Annotated in this window: 14 protein-coding genes; 7 read left to right on the top strand and 7 right to left on the bottom strand. The window is 75.4% G+C overall.

Annotated elements, in window-relative coordinates:
* The first annotated feature begins 253 nt into the window (after window positions 1-253).
* Entirely contained in the window at window positions 254-715 is a 462-nt protein-coding gene (locus ABZ318_RS36030; protein WP_356906646.1) for a universal stress protein, read from the top strand.
* Between the two features lie 13 nt (window positions 716-728).
* Here the strand turns inward: ABZ318_RS36030 and ABZ318_RS36025 are convergent, their stop codons facing one another.
* Complete coding sequence (locus ABZ318_RS36025; RefSeq protein WP_356906645.1) at window positions 729-1,946, bottom strand: CapA family protein; 1,218 nt, start codon at window positions 1,944-1,946, stop codon at window positions 729-731.
* A gap of 262 nt (window positions 1,947-2,208) precedes the next feature.
* Here ABZ318_RS36025 and ABZ318_RS36020 point away from each other — a divergent pair, with 262 nt between their 5' ends.
* The 3 genes from ABZ318_RS36020 to ABZ318_RS36010 all read left to right on the top strand — a co-directional run bounded on the left by ABZ318_RS36020 (window position 2,209) and on the right by ABZ318_RS36010 (window position 3,920).
* On the top strand, window positions 2,209-2,766 hold the full coding sequence (locus ABZ318_RS36020; protein ID WP_356906644.1) for a sigma-70 family RNA polymerase sigma factor: 558 nt from the start codon (window positions 2,209-2,211) through the stop codon (window positions 2,764-2,766).
* A 4-nt stretch (window positions 2,767-2,770) separates the two neighbouring features.
* Entirely contained in the window at window positions 2,771-3,193 is a 423-nt protein-coding gene (locus ABZ318_RS36015; protein ID WP_030692166.1) for a PaaI family thioesterase, read from the top strand.
* Between the two features lie 229 nt (window positions 3,194-3,422).
* Window positions 3,423-3,920, top strand: a complete 498-nt coding sequence (locus tag ABZ318_RS36010; protein ID WP_356906643.1) for a hypothetical protein — start codon at window positions 3,423-3,425, stop codon at window positions 3,918-3,920.
* Window positions 3,921-3,926: 6 nt separating this feature from the next.
* Here ABZ318_RS36010 and ABZ318_RS36005 read toward each other — a convergent pair whose 3' ends face one another.
* The 5 genes from ABZ318_RS36005 to ABZ318_RS35985 form a co-directional block, all read right to left on the bottom strand.
* Window positions 3,927-5,135, bottom strand: coding sequence for a histidine kinase (locus ABZ318_RS36005; protein WP_356906642.1), 1,209 nt, complete (start codon window positions 5,133-5,135; stop codon window positions 3,927-3,929).
* 165 nt (window positions 5,136-5,300) lie between these two features.
* A complete protein-coding gene (locus ABZ318_RS36000) occupies window positions 5,301-7,046 on the bottom strand; it encodes a cation acetate symporter (RefSeq protein WP_356906641.1) in 1,746 nt (581 codons plus the stop codon).
* 10 nt (window positions 7,047-7,056) lie between these two features.
* Window positions 7,057-7,461 carry a hypothetical protein gene (locus ABZ318_RS35995; RefSeq protein WP_356906640.1) on the bottom strand — a complete coding sequence of 135 codons (405 nt, stop codon included), beginning with the start codon at window positions 7,459-7,461 and terminating at the stop codon, window positions 7,057-7,059.
* 70 nt (window positions 7,462-7,531) lie between these two features.
* Window positions 7,532-8,293 (bottom strand): LytTR family DNA-binding domain-containing protein, encoded by a 762-nt coding sequence (locus ABZ318_RS35990; RefSeq protein ID WP_356906639.1) that lies wholly within the window; start codon window positions 8,291-8,293, stop codon window positions 7,532-7,534.
* A 10-nt stretch (window positions 8,294-8,303) separates the two neighbouring features.
* Window positions 8,304-9,167, bottom strand: a complete 864-nt coding sequence (locus ABZ318_RS35985; RefSeq protein ID WP_356906638.1) for a DNA-formamidopyrimidine glycosylase family protein — start codon at window positions 9,165-9,167, stop codon at window positions 8,304-8,306.
* Window positions 9,168-9,275: 108 nt separating this feature from the next.
* Here ABZ318_RS35985 and ABZ318_RS35980 point away from each other — a divergent pair, with 108 nt between their 5' ends.
* The 3 genes from ABZ318_RS35980 to ABZ318_RS35970 all read left to right on the top strand — a co-directional run bounded on the left by ABZ318_RS35980 (window position 9,276) and on the right by ABZ318_RS35970 (window position 13,083).
* Window positions 9,276-9,947 carry a response regulator transcription factor gene (locus ABZ318_RS35980; RefSeq protein WP_356906637.1) on the top strand — a complete coding sequence of 224 codons (672 nt, stop codon included), beginning with the start codon at window positions 9,276-9,278 and terminating at the stop codon, window positions 9,945-9,947.
* A complete protein-coding gene (locus ABZ318_RS35975; protein WP_356906636.1) occupies window positions 9,944-11,260 on the top strand; it encodes a HAMP domain-containing sensor histidine kinase in 1,317 nt (438 codons plus the stop codon). The genes ABZ318_RS35980 and ABZ318_RS35975 overlap by 4 nt, the downstream gene beginning before the upstream one ends.
* A 95-nt stretch (window positions 11,261-11,355) precedes the next feature.
* Window positions 11,356-13,083, top strand: a complete 1,728-nt coding sequence (locus ABZ318_RS35970) for an alpha/beta fold hydrolase (RefSeq protein ID WP_356906635.1) — start codon at window positions 11,356-11,358, stop codon at window positions 13,081-13,083.
* Here ABZ318_RS35970 and ABZ318_RS35965 read toward each other — a convergent pair.
* Window positions 13,046-13,858, bottom strand: an 813-nt coding sequence (locus ABZ318_RS35965) for a WS/DGAT domain-containing protein (RefSeq protein ID WP_356906634.1), incomplete at its 5' end; no start/stop codon positions are given. The genes ABZ318_RS35970 and ABZ318_RS35965 overlap by 38 nt on opposite strands.

The raw sequence follows: 13,858 nt of genomic DNA, 5'->3' as shown, positions 1-13,858 counted from the left end.
CCGGGGCCTTGCGGTGGATGGACCAGCGCTCGCCGACCTCCGCCTCCGCCTCGGGCTCGTTCAGGATCTCCGCCGCGAGGGCTCCGACGGTGACGGTGGCCCCGAGGGCGGCGGCGAGCCGCAGCACCGCCCGACGCCCACCGAGCATCTGATCCTTTTTCATGACCAATGGTTCGTACGGGCGAGGGTCCGGGCAGTTCAACGACACCGGCCGCCGGTCCGAAAACACCCGATGAGCCGATAGCCTCGAAGGGTGAGCGAACAGCAGCCCGACCGGTTCGAACGCGGCGCCGACGGGCCGAAAGTGATCATGGCCGGGGTCGACGGTTCCGCCTCCTCCCTGCGCGCCGCGGCGTACGCGGCCGGGCTCGCCCGGCGCCAGAACGCCCTGCTCGCGCTCGTGTACGTGCAGCCGGTGTTCCCGGCGGGCGCGGCGTTCGGCGCGCCCGTGGCCGGGACGACCGAGGAGATCGCCGAGGACCTCGTCGCGGAGATCCGCGCCTCGGCGGAGAGGGTGAAGGACCTCTGGCGGATCCGGTGGGAGTTCCACACCTTCCGGGGCGACGCCTACGCGGGCCTGGTCCAGGCGGCCGAGGAGCTGACGGCGGACGCCGTGGTGGTGGGCGCCTCGGAGTCGGCGGGCCACCGCTTCGTCGGCTCGGTCGCCGTCCGCCTGGTGAGGGCGGGCCGCTGGCCGGTCACGGTCGTCCCCTGACCGGCCGTACGCCCTACCGGCCCATCACCAGGCCGTCCCCGGCGGCTCCCCGGCCGAGGACCACCTGCCGGATGGTGTCGCGGATCCCGTCCTGGTGCGCGTCCCCGCCCTCCGCCGCGCCGAGGTTCACCACGCGGCCGCGCGCGGTGTCGAACCACTGGGGGATGAACTCGGCCTTGGTGACCTCCCAGCGCCCGCCGGCGGTCCTGGGCGGGGCGAAGGTGAAGCGGCCGATGCTGCTCTGGTTGCCGCGCGGGTCGTAGGAGCCCTCGTGGTTGATCATGTCCCCGGCGATCTGGTCGCCCATCCCGTAGACGATCCAGGTCCCGTTGACCTTCTCGTAAGGCTGTGGGACGTGTGCGTGCGTACCGATGACGAGGTCCACGTCCGGGCGTCCGCCGCTCTGCGAGGCGGTCAGCGCGCGGCCGAGGGAGAGCTGCCGCTCGTCGGGTTCGGTCTGCCACTCGGTGCCCCAGTGGACGCTGACCACCACCACGTCGGCGCCGGCCGCGCGGGCTGCGCGCGCGTCGGCGATCACCTTCTTCTCGTCGAGCAGCCGCACGGCCCAGGGCTGCCCCTCGGGCAGCGGATAGCCGTTGGTGTCGTAGGTGTACGCGAGCTGGGCGACCGTGGCGCCGCCGGCCTTGAGCAGGGTGGGCCGCGCCGCCTCCTCGGCCGTACGGGCGGAGCCGGCGTGCCGGACGCCGGCCCTGTCGAGCGCGTCGAGGGTGCGGCGCAGGCCCGCCGCCCCGTCGTCGAGGGTGTGGTTGGAGGCGGTGGAGCAGGAGTCGTAGCCGGTGGCCTTGAGCGCGGCGGCGACCTCGGGCGGCGACTTGAAGGCGGGGTAGCCGGTGTAGGGGCCGCCCTCCTGTCCGTACACGGTCTCCATGTGGCAGATGGCCAGGTCGGCGCGGGAGACGATGGGCTTGGCCCCGGAGAGCATGGGGCCGAAGTCGTAGCCGGTGCCGTCCGCGTCCTCGGCGGCGCGTCGGATGATCGAGTCGTGCGGGAGGACGTCGCCGGAGGCGACGAGGGTGAAGCCGACGGGCGCGGAGGCCCCGCCGGGCGCGGCGGACGGGGTGGTGGGGCTTCCGGTGCCGGTCCGCCCGGCCGGGTCGCCCGGGGTGGGGCCGCCGACGGCCGGCCCGCCGCCACCGGCGCAGCCGGTGGCCGCCGCGAGCAGGAGCGCGGCGAGCGCCGCCACCCCCACGGGTCTGGTGCGTGAGGTCATGTACGGCGCTCCACCTGAATCATGCGATGAACATCTGTTCTGACGAATTGACCCTTCGGGAAAGCCGCAGTCAAGGGTCGAGGCCGCGCCGGGCGAGGAACCACGCTGAAACGGACGCACCGGCTCCGTCCGACCGTTCGCCGTACCATTCGCCGCTCGGTGCGACCGTTCGTCGCAGAGCGATGTCCGTTCCCTGTCCCTCGCCGTCCGGATGCGCTCGTATACGCCCCGGACCACGAGCAGTGGGAGAGGCGGGCAGAGCATGACGACGGCGACGACCGACGAGCGGACCCTGGAGGAGCTGCAGCGGGACCACGGTCCGGCACTGCTCACCTTCCTGCTCGGCCTGACCCACGGGGACCGGCAGCGGGCCGAGGACCTCGCGCAGGAGACCCTGGTACGGGCCTGGCTCCACCCCGAGGCCTTCGACGGCCCCTACACCTCGATGCGCCCCTGGCTCTTCACCGTGGCCCGCCGCCTCGCCATCGACGCCCGCCGCTCACGCCTCGCCCGGCCCGCCGAGATCGGCGACGGCGTCCTGGCCGTGACGCCCGACCCCGCCGACGCCACCGCCTCGGCCGAGGCCGCGCTCGACGTGCGCGCGGCGGTACGGGAGCTGAGCCCCGAGCACCGCGCGGTGCTCGTCCGGCTCTACTTCCACGGCCTCACCGTCAACGAGGCCGCCGTCGAGCTCGGCATCCCCGCCGGAACCGTCAAGTCCCGCTCGCACTACGCCCTGCGACAGCTCGGCCGCTCCCTGCCCGGCTACCGGCCGCGCCGCCCGGCCGTTGCCCGGGCCCGTGCCGGGGCCCCACAATGACGCCGTGACGCTGACACTCGCCGCCGCCGAAAAGGTCCTCGCCGACAACTTCGCCCCCTGGGTGCTCGATCTGGGACTCACCGTCGAATCCGTCGACTCGGCCGACGGCCACGAGGCCGTGCTCCGGCTCCCCTGGTCGGACCGGCTCGCCCGGGAGGGCGGCGGTCTCTCCGGCCAGGCCCTGATGGCCGCCGCCGACACCGCGACGGTCATCGCGGTCGCCGCGGCCCGGGGCGGCTTCGTGCCGATGACCACCGTCCAGCAGTCCATCAGCTTCCAGCGTGCGGTGATCGGCGCCGACGTCCTCGTGCGGGCCCGGCTCACCAAGGCGGGCAAGCGGATGGCCTTCGCCGACATCACCATGACGGCCGAGGGCACGGAGGAGACCGCCGCCCACGCGACCGCCGTCTACGCGCTCCTGGGCTGAGCCGACCACGCGCCCCCGGCCGAGCCGGCCCGGACTCCCCCGCCCCACGCGCCACCCTCGACCCGCCCGGCACCAGGAAACCCACCCGCACCGATCCGGCCGGGAAACGTATCCGAAACCACACGGGTGAGTTGAGCAAAGCGGGACCCGCGAGCGCCCTTCACGGAGGAGGCTCTCCCCCGGGCCCCTGACGTCCGGGGCCCTCATGTCCGGGGAGAAGGTGGGAGCGTTGCTGCCCGAGAGCACGAACGGCGCCGGCGGCACGAGCGGCGGCGGCCTCGCCGTCCCGATGGCCTGGCTGTGCGCCGAGTACCTGGCCGACGAGGTGCTGCGGGCCGCCGCGCTCGTGGCCCCCGGCTCACTGGAGTACCGGGCCGGCCTCCAGGCGCTGACCCTCACCGTCCACCTCGCCGGGGAACCGGACGGACCGGCCGGCGCGTGGGCCGGCCACCGGGTCGACGAGTGGCTGCGGCACACCGCGTACGACCGGCCCTGGCCGCCCTGGGTCGAGGAGCGGCTCGCCGCGCGGCAGGCGGCCGGCGGCGACGGCCCCGACCTGGCACTCGCGCGGACCGCCTGGGCCCGGCTGCGGGACACCTGGATCCGCGCCGCCGACCTCGACGGCCGGACCGACCCCGAGAGCCCGGTCGACGAGGCCGAGCAGATCTGGCTCCCGGCCTGGAAGCTGGGCCTTCCGCTCGCCCACCTGTCGCTGCACCTGCGCTGAGACCCGCTACGGCGCGGAAGGATGCACCCCCGGGCGGTACTTGGGGACGCGTACCGTCACCTTCATCCCGGCGCCGACGCCGGTCTCGATGACGAGCCCGTACTCCGCCCCGTACACCTGGCGCAGCCGCTCGTCCACGTTGGACAGGCCGATGCCGGAGCCCGCCGGGTGCTCCCCGCGCAGGACGGCGCGCAGCAGCTCGGGGTCCATGCCGATGCCGTCGTCCTCGACCGTCACCACCGCCTCGGCGCCCGCGTCCCGGGCGGCGATCGTGACGCGGCAGCCCCGCTCCCGGTCCTGGAGGCCGTGCTTGACGGCGTTCTCCACGAGCGGCTGGAGGCAGAGGAACGGCAGGGCCACCGGCAGCACCTCGGGGGCGATCTGCAGGGTCACCTTCAGCCGGTCCCCGAAGCGGGCCCCCGCCAGGGCCAGGTACTGCTCGATGGAGCGCAGTTCGTCGGCGAGCTGGACGAACTCTCCGTGCCTGCGGAAGGAGTAGCGGGTGAAGTCGGCGAACTCCAGGAGGAGTTCCCGGGCCCGCTCGGGGTCGGTGCGGACGAACGAGGCGATGGCGGCGAGGGAGTTGAAGATGAAGTGCGGGGAGATCTGGGCGCGCAGGGCGCGGATCTCGGCCTCCACGATCCGGGTGCGCGAGCGGTCGAGTTCGGCCAGTTCCAGCTGGACGGAGACCCAGCGGGCCAGCTCGGTCGCGGCCCGCACGAGGACGGCCGACTCCCGCGAGCCGTAGGCGACGAGCGCGCCGAGGACGCCGTCCTCCCCGGTGAGCGGGGCGATCACCGCCCAGCGCAGCGGGCACAGCGGGTCGTCGCAGCCGCTGTGGGCGGAGCGGCTGCGGCCGGTCGCCAGGGTCGTGGCGGTCTGCTCGGGGACATGGGCACGGTGGTGGTCCTCGCCCGGCCCGTCCCAGGCGAGGACCGCGTCCCGGTCGGTGAGGCAGAGCGCCTCGGTGCCGAGCAGCGAGCGGAGCGTGCGGGCCGCCTTGCGGGCGGTCTCCTCGGTGAGTCCGGCGCGCAGCGGGGGCGCGGCGAGCGAGGCGGTGTGCAGGGTGTGGAAGGTGGCCCGTTCGACGGGTGTGCCGAGGTCTGCGTCGGCGGCGTGCCCGCCGCGCCGGGCGGTGGAAGGGCCGAGGACGAAGCCCGCGGCGAGCAGCACGGCCCCGGCGGCGGCCGCGGCGGCGAGGGCGATCCCGCTCATCGGCACCCCTGGCCGTCGCGGACGCGCGCCTCGTGATCGCGGCCGGAGGCGGTCATCGGCGCACCTCGCCGTCGCGGACGCGCGCCTCGTGGTCGGGGCCGGGAGCGGTCATCGGCGCACCCCGCCGTCGCGGACCTGTGCCTCGTGGTCGAGGGCCGGGGGCGGTCATCGGCGTGCCTCCTGGGCGGGTACGGCCCCGGTGATCTCCTCCGGGAGGTGGAGCCGGGCGAGGATGGCGGGGGTGCCGGGCGGGATCCGGCGGGGGGTGGCGAGCGAGACGAGCACCATCGTCAGGAAGCCCAGGGGGACCGACCAGACCGCCGGCCAGGCCATCAGGGTGTGCGGCCAGCCCTCGGGGGCGAGTCCGGCCCGGGTCGCCATCACGGCCGCGAGGGCGGAGCCGCCGCCGAGCAGGAGCCCGGCCATGGCGCCGGGCGGGGTCAGCCGCCGCCACCAGATCCCGAGGACGAGCAGCGGGCAGAAGGAGGAGGCGGAGACGGCGAAGGCGAGACCGACGGCGTCGGCGACCGGGACCTTGGAGGCGACCACCCCGACGGCGAGCGGGACGGCGGTGGCGAGCAGGGTCGCGAGGCGGAAGTGCCGTACGCCCCGGGAGGACGCCCGGGAGGGCAGCACGTCCTGGGTGAGGACCCCGGCGACCGACATGGTGAGCCCGGAGGCGGTGGAGAGGAAGGCGGCGAAGGCGCCGGCCGCGAGGAGCGCCCCGAGGAGGTCGCCGAGGAGTCCGCCGAGGATCCGGTCGGGCAGGACGAGGACGGCGGCGTCGGCGGAGCCGGTCAGGGCGAGTTCGGGGGCGTAGATCCGGCCGAGGGCTCCGTACAGGCCCGGCAGCAGGTAGAAGGCGCCGACGAGGCCGAGCACGACGAGGGTGGTGCGGCGGGCGGCGCGGCCGTGCGGGCTGGTGTAGAAGCGGACGGCGACGTGCGGCAGACCCATGGTGCCGAGGAAGGTGGCGAGGATCAGTCCGTACGTGGCGTACAGCTGGTGTCCGTCGCGGCCCCCGGCGAGCGGCTGGGACCAGCCCAGCGGATCGGAGCCGCCGGCGGCCCGGTCGGGCAGGGGCGCCCCCGGCGCGAAGGCGAGCGAGGTGCCGCCGAGGACGTAATGGGTGCCGGGGGCGAGGGTGACGGTCCGGCCGGTGTACGCGACGGAGTCGACGCCGCCGGTGACGGTGACCGTGAGCGGGGCGTCGAGCCCGATCCGTACGGTGTCGGCGACCCGGACGACGGTGTGGTCGCGCAGCACGGCGGGGGCGTCGAAGCGGGCCCGGGGCGCCCCGTCCCCGTACCAGGCGGCGAGCAGGAAGAGGGCGGGGACGAGGAGGGCGGTGAGCTTGAGCCAGTACTGGAAGGCCTGGACGAAGGTGATGCTGCGCATGCCGCCCGCGGCGACGGTGCCGGTGACGACGAGGGCGACGAGCAGTCCGCCGACCCAGTCGGGTGCGCCGGTGAGGATCTCCAGGGTGAGCCCGGCGCCCTGGAGCTGCGGCAGCAGGTACAGCCAGCCGATGCCGACGACGAAGAGGCTGGCGAGCCGCCGGGCCCGCGGGGATTCGAGCCGGGCCTCGGCGAAGTCGGAGAGGGTGTACGCCCCGGAGCGGCGCAGCGGGGCGGCGACGAGGACGAGCAGGACGAGGTATCCGGCGGTGTAGCCGACCGGGTACCAGAGCATGGCGGGGCCCTGGACGAGGACGAGCCCGGCGATGCCGAGGAAGGAGGCGGCGGAGAGGTACTCGCCGCTGATGGCGGCGGCGTTGAGGGCCGGCCGGACGGTCCGCGAGGCGACGTAGAAGTCGGAGGTGGTGCGGGAGATCCGCAGGCCGAGGGCGCCGATGAGGACGGTGGCGAGGACGACGGCGGTGACGGCGGCGACCGCGTAGGTCTGGTTCATACGGGTCGGTTCACCGTTCGGCGGAGCCGGTCTCCACCAGGCCGGTGAAGTCGCGTTCGTTGCGCTCGGCCCGGCGGACGTACCAGTGGGCGACGGCCCAGACGACCGGGTACACGCCGAAGCCGAGGGCGGCCCAGACGAGCGCCTCGGGGGCGGGCAGCGCGAGCAGCAGCGGCAGCGAGCCGACGAGCAGGGCGAGGGCGCCGAGGGCGGTGAGGGCGGCGCGGAGCTGGCTGCGCATCAGGGAGCGGACGTAGGTGTGGCCGAGGGTGGTCTGCTCGTCGATCTCGGAGCGGGCGGGCGGGTGCGGGGTCCGGGGACGCGGGCGCGGCGGGGGCACGGACCGGTCGCCCAGGGCCGAGGCGTAGGTGACGGTCTCGCGCCGGGGCCGGCGCGCGGCTTGGTGCTCGGACATCGGTGTCCGCTCCCTCACGGTCGGACGGGCCCGTGGAGTGTAAGCGGAAGGGCTCACGGGCCGGTAGGGGTCAGCCGCCCGCGCGGCGCGTCAGGAGATCCCGCAGGTGGCGGGCGTGCCGACGGGAGACGGCGAGGTCGGTGGCACCGAGCCGCACGGAGGTGGCGCCGCCGTCGACACGGAGTTCGGTGATCCGGCCGACGGCCACGAGGTGGCTGCGGTGGATGCGGACGAACCCCCGGTCGGCCCACCGCTCTTCGAGGGTGGAGAGGGGGATGCGGACGAGGTGGCTGCCGTGGTCGGTGTGGAGGCGGGCGTAGTCGCCGTGCGCCTCGACGTACGCGATGTCGTCGACGGCGACGAAGCGGGTGACGCCGCCGAGCTCCACGGGGATCTGCTCGGGGGCGGCGGGGGCGGGCGCGGGAGCGGGAGCGGGGACTGCGTGCACGAGGCCGTGGACGCGCCGGACGGCCTCGGCGAGCCGCTCGCGGCGGACCGGCTTGAGGACGTAGTCGACCGCCTGGAGGTCGAAGGCCTGGAGCGCGAAGCCCTCGTGGGCGGTGACGAAGACGACGAGCGGCGGCCGGGCGAAGCCGGCGAGCAGCCGGGCGACGTCGAGGCCGGTGAGGCCGGGCATGTGGATGTCGAGAAAGACGACGTCGATGCCGTCGTCGCCGTCGGGCCCGGAGTCCAGGGCGCGCCCGATCCTCCGCAGCGCGGCGGCCGCGTCCCCCGCTCCCTCGGCGGTCCGCACCCGGGGGTCGGCGCGCAGCAGGTAGAGCAGCTCGCCGAGGGCGGGCTCCTCGTCGTCGACGGCCAGTACGCGCAGCATGCGCGGGAGTTTATGTGAGGAACCTGGACATGCGGCGGTCGGCGAGGATCTTCCCGCCGGTCTGGCAGGTGGGGCAGTACTGGAGGGAGGAGTCGCTGAAGGAGACCTCGCGGATCGTGTCGCCGCAGACGGGGCAGGGTTCGCCGGTGCGGCCGTGGACGCGCAGGCCGCTCTTCTTCTCGGCCTTGAGGCGTCCGGCGGCGAGGCCGTGGGAGCGTTCGACGGCCTCGCGGAGGGTGGTGCGCATCGCCGTCCAGAGGGCGGCCGTCTCCTCGGGGGTGAGGTTCCGGGTCGGTTTGAAGGGGGAGGTCTTCGCGGCGTGGAGGATCTCGTCGCTGTAGGCGTTGCCGATGCCGGCGATGAGGCCCTGGTCGCGCAGGGCGCCCTTGATCCGGCGCCGTTCCCCGGCGAGCAGGGCGGCGAACCGCTCGGGGCCGAAGTCCTCGTCGAGAGGATCGGGGCCGAGGCGGGCGACGCCCGGCACCTCCTGGGGGTCGTGGACGAGGTGGACGGCGAGGCGTCTGGTGGTGCCGGCCTCGGTGAGGTCGAAGCCGTCGCCGCCGGTGAGGGCGGTACGCAGCGCCAGCGGGCCCTTGCCGGGCCTGGGCGGTCCCGAGGGCAGGGGGTCCTGCCAGCGGAGCCACCCTGCGCGGGCCAGGTGGATCAGGAGGTGGAGTTCGCCCGCCGGGCCGCCGGTGGTGAGGTCCAGGAACTTCCCGTGCCGGCCGACCGCGGTGACCTCGACGGCGCTCAGGGGCGGGTCGTACGTCTTGAGGACGCTGACCGCGACGGGTAGGACGCGGGCGATCTCCTTGCCCACCAGATGCGTGTCGAGGAAGGCGCGCAGCGCTTCCACCTCGGGGAGTTCGGGCATGGCTCCACCCTGCCGCACGGGGGATCGGGCCGCGCGCCGGACGGGCTTCCGGGCGGACTTCCGGGCGGACTTGTGGGTGGGCTTCCGGGCGGGCTTAGGGTGTGCGACGTGCGTGTACTGCTCGTCGAGGACGACGAAGACCTCCGGTTCGGGGTGGCCGCCGCTCTGCGCGCCGCCGGGCTCGCCGTCGACGAGGCCGCCGATCTGCCCCGGGCCGACGAGGCGTTGTTCGTCACGGCGTACGACTGCGCGGTCTTCGACCGGATGCTGCCGTCCGGGGACGCCGCCGCCTTCGTCGACGGGCTGCGGCGCGCCGGCCGCGAGGTGCCCGTGCTGTTCCTGACCGCGCGCGACACGGTGGCGGACCGGGTGGAGGGCTTCGCCAGCGGCGGGGACGACTACCTCGTCAAGCCGTTCGCCGTGCCCGAACTGGTCGCCCGGGTGCGCAGCCTGTGCCGCCGGTCCGCAGTCGTACGCCCCCCGGTGCACCGCGTCGGCGACCTGGAGATCGACACCGCCCGTCGGCACGTCCGCCGGGCCGGGGTGCTGTTGACGCTCACGAGCCGGGAGTTCGCGGTCCTGGAGGTCCTCGCGGCGCGCTCCGACCAGACGGTCTCCCGCGCCGAGCTGATCGAGAGCTGCTGGGACGAGATGGCCGAGCACCGGTCGAACGTCCTCGAAGTGCTCGTCTCCCAGCTCCGCCGCAAACTCGGGGACCCGCCGGTGATCCACACCGTGCGCGGGGTCGGCTACCGCCTCTCGCCCGACGACGCGCGGTGAGACCCTCGCTGCCCGGCCGGTCACGGAGCCGGTCCGCGACGCTCACGCCGACGGCCCGGGTGCTGCGGCTGCGCCGGCGGATCAGCCTGCTGTTCGCGCTGACCAGCGCCGTGGGGCTGATCGCGATGGCGGTGCTCGCCGTGCGCAGCGACAGCGGCCGCTGGCGGGAGCAGCTCGATCACACGATGGACGCGGACACCAGCTGGGCCCTCGGTCTCCTGGAGACCGACGAGGAGGGTCGGCTCGTCCTGGACGTCCTGGCGGACTCGGTGGACACCGCGTGCCCGCCGCTGACGGTGCTCCTCGTGGACGGGGACGACCGGGGCGCGCTGACGGTCGAGCACGCGCCGGCGAAGCCGTGTCTGACGGTGAGCCGGGCCGTGGTCCTGGAGGCGGGCCGTGCGGCGGTGCGGGCCGACGGCGCCCGGGCCTCCGACGGACGTACGACGGACGGCGAGCCGGTGCGCGTGTTCGCCCAGCCCTTCTACGCACCGGAGGCCGCGGACGGCGAGGCGCCGCAGGGCGTGCTCGTGACCGTGGCCGACGCGACCGCCCAGCGGGACGACCACCGGCGGCTCGTGTGGCTGGTGACGGGCGGCTGCGCAGTGCTCGTCCTGCTGTCGGCGGCCGTCGGACACGTCCTGTCGGGGCGGGCGGTCCGTCCCGCGCTCGCCGCGCTCGACCGGCAGGAGGCGTTCCTCGCGGACGCCGCGCACGATCTGCGGACCCCGGCCGCCTCCCTGCGGACGCTCGCCGAGACGGCGCTGCGCGGCGAGACGGACAGCGCGGACGTGCACCGGCGCACGCTGCGCCTGGCGGAGGGGATGGGCCGGCTCGTCGACGGGCTCCTCACCCGCGCCCGGCTCGTGTCCGGTACGGCCACGGTGGTCCGGCAGCCGCTCCGGCTCGACCAGCTGGTGGAGGCGGTGGTCGACGAGGCCCCCACGGAGGGCCACCGCGTCCGGGTCGAGGCCGAGGACGCCGTCGTGGTCGCCGATCCCGAGCTCGTACGCCGGGCCGTCGGCAATCTGCTGGACAACGCGCTCGCGCACGGCCACGCGCCGGGCGCCCCGGCGGACGTGCTGATCACGGTGGGCCGGGACGGCACGCTGACGGTCGAGGACGCGGGCCCCGGCCTGCCTCCGGAGGTCGCGGGAGCCCTGTTCGAGCGGTTCCGCAGCGGATCCGGGTCCACCGGCCTCGGTCTGTCCATCGCCTCCTGGGTCGCCCACGCGCACGGCGGCACGCTCACGGCGGGACGCGGCGAACGCGGCGGGGCCCGGTTCGTCCTGCGACTGCCGGTCTTGGGCTGACGCGCGGTACGGGGCGGGGCGGGGGCAGGGCGGTACGGGGCGGGGCGGGGCGGTACAGGGGCGGGGCCTCTTCAGCAAAACCTCAGCATCGGTGCGTGATCCTTCCCCGGACCGACCATCCAGGGGAGTTCCTCGTGTTCCGCACCGCCGCCCGCCGCCGGGCCCTCGTCCTCGCCCTCGCCGTCCTCGGCACCACGTCCCTGGCCGCCTGCACGGCCGGGTCCGGCCGGGACGGGAGCCGGCCGGAGTCCTCGGCCGCCGCCGACCCGGCCGCCCGCCCCGACCTGCGGCGCTTCTACGGCCAGAAGCTCGACTGGCGGCCCTGCGGCGACTTCCGGTGCGCGACGCTCACCGTCCCGAGGGACTACGACCGTCCCGGCGACGGCAAGACCTTCGCCCTGCCGGTGGCGAAGGCGGTGACCGCGGTCCCCGGCAAGCGCCTCGGCTCGCTCGTCCTGAACCCCGGCGGACCGGGCGAGCCCGGCGTACGGCTCCTGAAGGACGGCGTCGCCGACGACATCGGCAAGGGCGTGCGCGAGCGGTTCGACATCGTGTCCTTCGACCCGCGCGGCGTCGGCGGGAGCAAGCCGGCCCTGACCTGCCTCACCGACGACCGGGCGGAGGACGAAGTCCACGGAGCCCCGCTCTACCCCCGCACGGACGCCGAGCGCGCCGACGCCCTCGCGGACGCGCGGGCGACCGCCGCCGCCTGCCGGAGGGCGAGCGGCCCGCTGCTGCCGCACGTCGGGACGGACGACGCGGCCCGGGACATGGACGTCCTGAGGGCGGCGCTGGGCGAGCGGAGGCTGACGTACGTCGGCTGGTCGTACGGCACGAGCCTGGGCACCTCGTACGCCGAGCAGTTCCCGCGCCGCGTACGGGCGATGGTCCTGGACGGAGCGGTCGACCCGTCCCTGGACTGGCGGCAGCGCGTGCTCGGCCAGTCGACCGGTTTCCGGGACGCGGTCGAGGAGTACGCCGACTCCTGCGCCGACGTGGTCGGCGAGGCCTGTCCCGGTACGACGCCCGAGGAGATACGCACGCTGGTGGACCGGCTGCTCGACCGGACGCGGCGCGAACCGCTGCCGGTCGACGGCGCCGAGGAGGGGCTCGACGCGGCGGGCCTGGTCTCCGCGCTCAGCCTGTCCATGTACACGCCGGAGGCGCAGTGGGAGGGCCTGTCCGAGGCGCTGCGCGCGGCGGACGGCGGGGACGGTACGAAGCTGGCGGCCCTGGCGGCGGGAGACGAGGACGCCGACGGCGAGTCCGACGAGGAGTCCGACGCGGGCACCTCCGGCGAACCTTCGGAGGACGGACCGACGGACGGCGAACCCGCGGACGGCGAACCCACGGGCGGTGAACCGGCGAAGGACGAACCCGCGGACGGCGAAGCCTCGGACGTGCCCGAGGACAACAGCGACGCGGCCCTGATCGCGGTCGACTGCCTGGACGTCCCCCACCCCCGCGACGCACAGGCGTACTGGGACGCGCTGGCCCCCGCCGACGAGGCCGCGGGTGTCTACGGCACGTCGGGCGTGACGAGCGAACTGGTCTGCAAGGACTGGCCGGCCGGTACCCGGCGGCCGCACCGGGTGCACGCGCCGGGCGTCCCGCCGGTCCTCGTCGTGGGCACGGCGGGCGACCCGGCCACGCCCTACGACGAGGCGGTGAGCCTGGCCCGCCAGTTCCCCGGCGGCATGCTGCTGTCCTTCGAGGCGCCCGGCCACACCGGGTACGGCCGCGACGCCTGCGTCGGCGAGAAGGTCGAGAAGTACCTGGTCTCCCTCACGAAGGTCCGACCGGGCACGACGTGCGCGCCGTAGCGCCCGCCGGATCCAGCAGGTCGAGTTCGGCGGTGAGCGCGGCGGCCAGCGCGTCGAGGTCGGGGACGGCCTCGCCGTCGGCGACGAGGCCGATGTGGACCTGGCCGCCGTACGGGGACATGGCGACGGCGAGGGACTGGCCGCGGGCGAGCGGGGCCATCGGGAAGAGCGCGCGCAGCGGGGCGCCGCCGAGGGAGAGCGCGGAGCGGGGCAGCGGCACCTGGGTGACGAGGAGGTCGAAGAGGAGCCGGGCGGCGCCTGCGGCGAGGGGGGCGCCGAAGCGGTGGGCGAGCGGGTGCAGTTGGTCGGCGAGGAGGGCGACGGCGCCCGCTCCGCGGAAGGGTCCTGCGGCCTTGTTGCGGTCCATGGCGTGGCGGACGGCGGCGAGTCGGGCGGCCGGGTCGGGTTCGGTGACCGGCAGGTCGAGGAGGTATCCGGAGAGGCTGTTCCCGGGGCCGGCCGGGGCGCCGGGGCGGCGCCGGGAGACCGGGACGAGGGCCCGTGGGGCGGCGTCGGGGAGGGGCAGGCCGCGCCCGTCGAACCAGCGGCGCAGGGCGCCGGCGACGAGGGCGAGGAGGACGTCGTTGGCGGTGCCGCCGGTGGTGCGGCGGATCCGGTGGACGCGGTCGAGGGGCAGGGTGGCGGTGGTGATCCGGCGCGTGCCGCTGGAGTCGGCGGCGAGCGGGGCGGCCGGCCGGCCGTCGAGGCGGCCGGCGCGGGTCGACGCTGGAGATCCACTCGCCGCCCGACTTGATGACGTCCTTGGCGCGGTCGG

Origin of the sequence: Streptomyces sp. NPDC006197, from assembly GCF_040613865.1 — a bacterium.
Lineage (GTDB): Bacteria > Actinomycetota > Actinomycetes > Streptomycetales > Streptomycetaceae > Streptomyces.
The sequence above is the reverse complement of the archived record's forward strand: the minus strand, read 5'-3'. Positions and strand labels throughout refer to the sequence as shown.

Coding starts and splice junctions, on each gene's coding strand:
- ABZ318_RS36025 (WP_356906645.1), bottom strand. CDS start 1,946: ATGACCTCACGCACCAGACCCGTGGGGGTGGCGGCGCTCGCCGCGCTC.
- ABZ318_RS36020 (WP_356906644.1), top strand. CDS start 2,209: ATGACGACGGCGACGACCGACGAGCGGACCCTGGAGGAGCTGCAGCGG.
- ABZ318_RS36005 (WP_356906642.1), bottom strand. CDS start 5,135: ATGAGCGGGATCGCCCTCGCCGCCGCGGCCGCCGCCGGGGCCGTGCTG.
- ABZ318_RS36000 (WP_356906641.1), bottom strand. CDS start 7,046: ATGAACCAGACCTACGCGGTCGCCGCCGTCACCGCCGTCGTCCTCGCC.
- ABZ318_RS35995 (WP_356906640.1), bottom strand. CDS start 7,461: ATGTCCGAGCACCAAGCCGCGCGCCGGCCCCGGCGCGAGACCGTCACC.
- ABZ318_RS35990 (WP_356906639.1), bottom strand. CDS start 8,293: ATGCTGCGCGTACTGGCCGTCGACGACGAGGAGCCCGCCCTCGGCGAG.
- ABZ318_RS35985 (WP_356906638.1), bottom strand. CDS start 9,167: ATGCCCGAACTCCCCGAGGTGGAAGCGCTGCGCGCCTTCCTCGACACG.